This window comes from Microcystis sp. M49636_WE2 (genome assembly GCF_030065375.1).
Classification (GTDB): Bacteria; Cyanobacteriota; Cyanobacteriia; order Cyanobacteriales; family Microcystaceae; genus Microcystis; species Microcystis aeruginosa_C.
Genome location: NZ_JASJFG010000895.1, coordinates 1 through 5036, shown reverse-complemented (window position 1 = coordinate 5036; position 5036 = coordinate 1). Strand labels below are relative to the sequence as shown.

The window sequence follows — 5036 nt, the reverse complement described above, 5'->3', positions numbered from 1 at the left end:
GATACCCCCTTCCGGAAAAATCGCCACCATTTCCCCCGCGGCCAAAAGTTCGACGCTATGGACCAGACTACCCATACCGGGGTGATCGGTGTTGACGGGAAAACCCCCCAAACGTCGGATAAACCAACCTTGCACCCCTTTCATCTCGTTAGCGGAAACCATAAAGCGCAAATCGCGTCTAGTAACTAAACGTCCCACTGCGTAGGGTAAAATCAGCGCATCCCAACGGGAACGATGGGTAGGTGCCAAGATGACACCTCCCGTTAGGGGAATATTTTCCTGGCCCGTAACCGTTATTTTGCTGAAAAAAGCTGGTAAAACTAGATAATTTCCCAGAAAATAACAAAAGCGAATTAAACAGGGATTAATTCGGGAATTGACAGCAGGAATTTTTCTAATGGTGAGGGAATCGTCAACGATAGTGCTTTGAGACATCCGAAGTGTTAGGAAAGATCGAGACTTTCTGACCACTTCTACTTTAGAGTAGTTGTCTGGGGGTCGCTATCTTGTCCTGACCAGTTCGGCAATTGTCTTGGGGGATTAATGGTTAGGATTGCGGTTCTACTCCCGATCCTACCGGTGCGATCGAGTTTAATTGCAAAGAGGGATGATCTTCTTTGACTTGCTGTAAATTCCACTCATTTTTGAATAATAAGACGGGACGACCCCAGTAATCTTTGACAGTTAGAGTATTAAAGAGTTTACCTGCTTTTTCTAAAGCGGCCCAACCCCCGGCGACCCAACGGGCTAAACTATAGGCTAGGGGTTCGAGGGTAGTTTCGACTCCGTACTCGCTTAAAAGACGGAATTGCACCACTTCAAACTGTAATTGACCGACGGCGGCTAAAATCGGGTCGCGTTTAAATTCATCGATCGAGGATAATATCTGTACGGCCCCTTCTTCCTGTAATTCCGAGACTCCTTTTTGAAACTGTTTGAACTTGGAAGGGTTAGGATTTCTGAGATAGGCGAATAATTCCGGGGAAAAACAGGGAATCCCTTCGTATTCGAGCTTTTTACCCATATAAATCGTATCACCGATCGCAAAGACCCCGGGGTTATTCAATCCGATCACATCTCCGGGATAAGCTTCTTCAATAACTGCTCGATCTTGGGCAAAAAGTTTCTGAGGACGGGATAAACGGATAGTTTTACCTGTTCTAGCGTGGTTTACTACCATATCCTTCTCGAATTTCCCCGTACATACCCGCACAAAGGCTACCCGGTCCCGATGTTTGGGATCCATGTTTGCTTGCAGTTTGAAGACAAAACCGGTGAAATCGGGATAGGTGGGATCAAGGACACCGAGGGAGGAATTGCGTCCTCTGGGTGGCAATCCATAGTCGAGGAAGGATTCTAGGAATAATTTCACCCCAAAATTGGTCATGGCGCTACCAAAAAAGATCGGGGTCATTTCTCCTGCGTGGACTGCTGGCAAATCCAATTCCGCACCCAATTCCGAGAGTAGTTCTATATCCTCTTTTAACTGGTAATACAGGTCTTTTTCGAGATGATCCTCAATTTTGGGGTCGCCAAGCTCGATCACGGTTTCCTGCGCCTCCTGAGAGCCGTGGGAGCGACGTTCAAACAGGTGTATGGTCTGGGTGGCCCGATCGAAAACTCCCCGAAAGCGATCGCCAATTCCGATCGGCCAATTGACGGGATAGGTTTGTAATCCTAATTCTCGCTCGATTTCGTCCAATAAATCCAGCGGTTCGCGGCCAGGCCGATCCATTTTGTTAACAAAGGTAAAGATAGGCAACTGCCGCAGTTTGCACACTTCAAAGAGTTTTCTCGTTTGGGGTTCCAAACCTTTGGCCGCGTCGATTAACATCACTGCATTATCGGCAGCGGCTAGGGTACGATAGGTATCTTCGCTAAAATCTTGGTGGCCGGGAGTATCGAGGAGATTAATCTGAAAATCACGATAATCGAACTGTAAAACCGTGGAAGTAATCGAAATTCCCCGTTGTTTTTCCATTTCCATCCAGTCGGAGGTGGCCTTGCGTTGGTCGCGTCTTGCTTTGACTGCACCCGCTTGATGGATTGCACCCCCGTATAGTAACAGTTTTTCGGTCAGGGTGGTCTTTCCCGCGTCAGGGTGGGAGATAATGGCAAAATTTCGCCGTTTTTCCAAGACAGCTTCGCTGGTTTCTAGTTCTTTTTCAATTTCGGTCGTCATTCTAAGTTCGATCGCTTTCCTATCTTTCTATTCTAGTTTAAGTGGGGAGTTAGATATCTTTATGGCTCTGATTCTAGGTTAAACTCAATCCGGCTCTGTAAAACCATTTCTGCAATTACCGCTCCTCCTTTACCTTGAGCTAAAACCCGCTCACAACGGTTGATTAATTCGGGAATATTGATCACTTCCTCTACAGATTCTAGATATCTTTCGACAATTGCCCTGATCTTGTATCTTATCTTAGCTTGCTCCGCAACTTTTTCTAAAATTTCCTCGCAAGTCTGCTCAGTTTTAACCACAAAAGTAATGGGATATTTTTGCACTTTATCAATATCTAAAAAATATTTATCAGCAGCTATCGTTTCCGTAACTTGAAAAAATCGACCTAGGGGTTTCATGACAAAATCTATCCCCCCGTCATTGGCATTTGTTCGACCAGTTTTATATAAAAGTAAGTATTCAGAGTTTAAGCGATCAGGCGACCATCCCCAATATATTTTCTGTTCCCCATAATACTCTTTAAGAATTGCATAACTGACAATCTCAAAAACTCTAGCATCAATGTTTGGTCTGAGTAAACTCCGAATAAATTCAATGGCTCTCTGGGGATCTTGCTGTTGAATATCAATCATCTGTTGACAATAGCTGATAAATTGATTAAATGCTTTTTGTCTTGTTTGCACATAGGCATCAATTATATCTATAATCACTGGCGCAATATTAACTTGATTACCGTCTAGAGAAACCTTAATTAGATTCTCATTAATCCAGTATCTATTGGTTTTAACATCTCTAATTATAGGTAGATAAGATAAAGTAGGAAAATACTTTTTAAATTCCTGATTTAATCGATGATTGAGAGCATGATTTTGTAATTTATTGCCAAAAGGAAGCTCCCTTTGCCTGCGAAAAAGTGTCATATACTGAGCGCCTTGATACTCGTCGTATCCATCCTTAAGATGAAACTCATTATTAATATAGTCTTCCACTAAAACATAAATGGCATAATGATTAGCCAATCCTGCTCGGGATTTAGAACCTCGATTAGCGGCTCTAGTTTTAATGTTCAAATATTGCAATAACTCACTAGCATTTAAAATGCTATTTCCCTGATTGGGAAAGTAATTATCGATAATTTTAATAATTATATTGGTGAATTCATGCTTTACTATCGACATCGAAAAGACTCTCCTGTACAAAGTTATATTCTTGTTTATTTTCGCTTTTTCTACTATAGCTTTTTTGAGGAGGGAGTAACTTTTCTCCCTTGTATTCTTGCCATCCGAGAATCCGTCGAAGACCAATTTTTAAATACTCCTCTTGTAATTCTATACTAATAGAAATTCTTCCCAAACGTTTAGCTACAGCTGCAGCTGTAAAAGTTCCTGCAAAGGGATCAAGCACAATTCCACTCTTGTCAGTGCTGGCCAAAATAATTCTTTCTAGCAATGATTCAGGTTTTTGTGAGGGATGATTTTCGTATTCATCCATGCGATATCTTACCCTAGGGAAATACCAGACATTGCCTGGTACTTTCTCTGTATTGTATTGACTCGGAATCGCTTTTCTATAATCAATTAGTTTTCGTTTTGCTCCAGTTTTTGCTTCTATCTTAATATCCTTTGAATTAAAAGTGTAATTATTTTTATCTTTCACACAGTGAAGTATTGGTTCATACATCGAACCAAAGTATTTTGTTGCTTGTACTCCTGAACTATCATAATGCCAGATAATACGACTAAGAATCGTCATTTTTTGTCTTAAGTAAAGATCAAAGTAAGGCATTGCTTGAGTGCTGGCCATAACATATAATGTTCCCTGGGGTTTCAAGATGCGAAGGCAATGATCAAGAATTTGATTTGCCCAATTTATATAATCATTTTCCGATTCCCATTTGTCGTAAAAATCGGCAAAGTGCTTACCTATATTATAGGGAGGATCGAGAAAAATTAGATCTACAGAATTAGAATCAATCTCACTGGATAAAATCGGCAAAGAATCACCATGAAATATAACTTGCTCATCAGCTTCGTATCGTTTAAACATGATCATTTTTTCAATTTAAAGTAGTTAGATTTTTACTAGCTATTAGCGTTCAGCACCTAGAGAATTTTTCAGATATCAGAACATCCACTTTTAGTTCTTTATTTTTCAATTAAGCTGAGGGCTTCAAGATCAATCCTATAAGATTTGTTGGGAAAATTTATATTTGTCAACAAAATTACAAAGTATTGTAAATATTGTTAAACAATGTATCGAATGTCAACTATTGGTCAAATAATTTTGACATAATTGGGGTGGAGGGGTTGACAGGTAAAATTTTTGTGTTTTATCCAGCATTTCTTAAGTGTAACTAGGATAGTTTAAAATCCACAACTGATAGTGTTATGAGTGATAATACCAAACAAATTTATAACTACACCGTTATTCTAGAAAAAGAGTCAGACGGTGGTTATCACGCTTTTTGTCCTGCGCTTAAAGGTTGTCATTCTCAAGGAGACACTTTTGAAGAAACGATTGTCAATATTACAGAAGCTATGGAATTGTACCTCGAAAGTTTGATAGCTGATCATCAACCCATTCCCAAAGAAGATTTGATTTTTAAGCCTTTAAATATTTTAATATGAGTCAGTATCCCGCAGTCTAATAATCGGGACGAATTATTTCTAGTAAATTTCTAGCCACTGCTTCCACTACAGTGATAGGAACAGAATTTCCGAATTGTTTTTTAGCGATAGCTGACTGTGGATGATAGATAAAATTATCGGGGAATCCTTGTAATTTACGCGCATCTTGGGGAGTAATTTCTCGAAACTTTTTGGGTTTATAGATTTTCTTTAAAAACAATTGTTTG

General features: G+C 40.0%; 6 protein-coding genes. 1 reads left to right on the top strand and 5 read right to left on the bottom strand.

The window, feature by feature from the left end; translation table 11 throughout:
- The 4 genes from PX484_RS20500 to yhdJ all read right to left on the bottom strand — a co-directional run.
- Nucleotides 1-435 (bottom strand): lysophospholipid acyltransferase family protein (locus PX484_RS20500; protein ID WP_288105306.1); only part of this gene is annotated, 435 nt, incomplete at its 3' end.
- Between the two features lie 112 nt (nucleotides 436-547).
- On the bottom strand, nucleotides 548-2182 hold the full coding sequence (gene prfC, locus PX484_RS20495; RefSeq protein ID WP_130757878.1) for a peptide chain release factor 3: 1635 nt from the start codon (nucleotides 2180-2182) through the stop codon (nucleotides 548-550).
- 59 nt (nucleotides 2183-2241) lie between these two features.
- Nucleotides 2242-3360 (bottom strand): restriction endonuclease, encoded by a 1119-nt coding sequence (locus PX484_RS20490; RefSeq protein WP_287765853.1) that lies wholly within the window; start codon nucleotides 3358-3360, stop codon nucleotides 2242-2244.
- Nucleotides 3341-4228, bottom strand: coding sequence for an adenine-specific DNA-methyltransferase (yhdJ, locus tag PX484_RS20485; RefSeq protein WP_287667256.1), 888 nt, complete (start codon nucleotides 4226-4228; stop codon nucleotides 3341-3343). Before yhdJ ends, PX484_RS20490 begins: the two co-directional genes overlap by 20 nt.
- Nucleotides 4229-4569: 341 nt before the next feature.
- Between yhdJ and PX484_RS20480 the strand changes: the two genes are divergently transcribed.
- Nucleotides 4570-4809: a type II toxin-antitoxin system HicB family antitoxin gene (locus tag PX484_RS20480; protein WP_002732327.1), complete on the top strand. Its 240-nt coding sequence runs from the start codon at nucleotides 4570-4572 to the stop codon at nucleotides 4807-4809.
- A 16-nt stretch (nucleotides 4810-4825) separates the two neighbouring features.
- Here the strand turns inward: PX484_RS20480 and PX484_RS20475 are convergent.
- The coding region (locus tag PX484_RS20475) for a DNA cytosine methyltransferase (protein ID WP_288105305.1) at nucleotides 4826-5036 on the bottom strand (211 nt) is incomplete at its 5' end.